This is a genomic window from Pseudomonas sp. 65/3-MNA-CIBAN-0223 (assembly GCF_040310425.1).
Lineage (GTDB): Bacteria > Pseudomonadota > Gammaproteobacteria > Pseudomonadales > Pseudomonadaceae > Aquipseudomonas > Aquipseudomonas gregormendelii.
In genome coordinates, this window is record NZ_JBEOPV010000386.1 from 1 (window position 1) to 230 (window position 230).

The 230-nt window shown below is 65.2% G+C and carries 1 protein-coding gene; it reads right to left on the reverse strand.

The window, feature by feature from the left end; all coding sequences use genetic code 11:
* Window positions 1–27 precede the first annotated feature (27 nt).
* Window positions 28–230 (reverse strand): carbohydrate-binding module family 20 domain-containing protein (locus AAEZ09_RS29315; protein WP_350601822.1); only part of this gene is annotated, 203 nt, incomplete at its 5' end.

Sequence of the window (230 nt, forward strand, 5' to 3'; positions counted from 1 at the left end):
GGCCACAGGTACTCGTGCTTCTTAGGGCTAGAAGCGCCCGACCGTACTGGTGCCTTCGCTGGGCGTCAGGCGGTTGTTCGCCCCGCCCTGCCACTGCCGCACCAGCGTTGCGTTGGCCTCATTGCGGATCAGGCATTTCCATTCCACGTTCTGGCCGGCAGGCAGCGAGATGCTGCCTTTCCAGGTCGGGTAGCCGCTGGTATCGGTCAGGCGCACGGCCGATGTTGGGC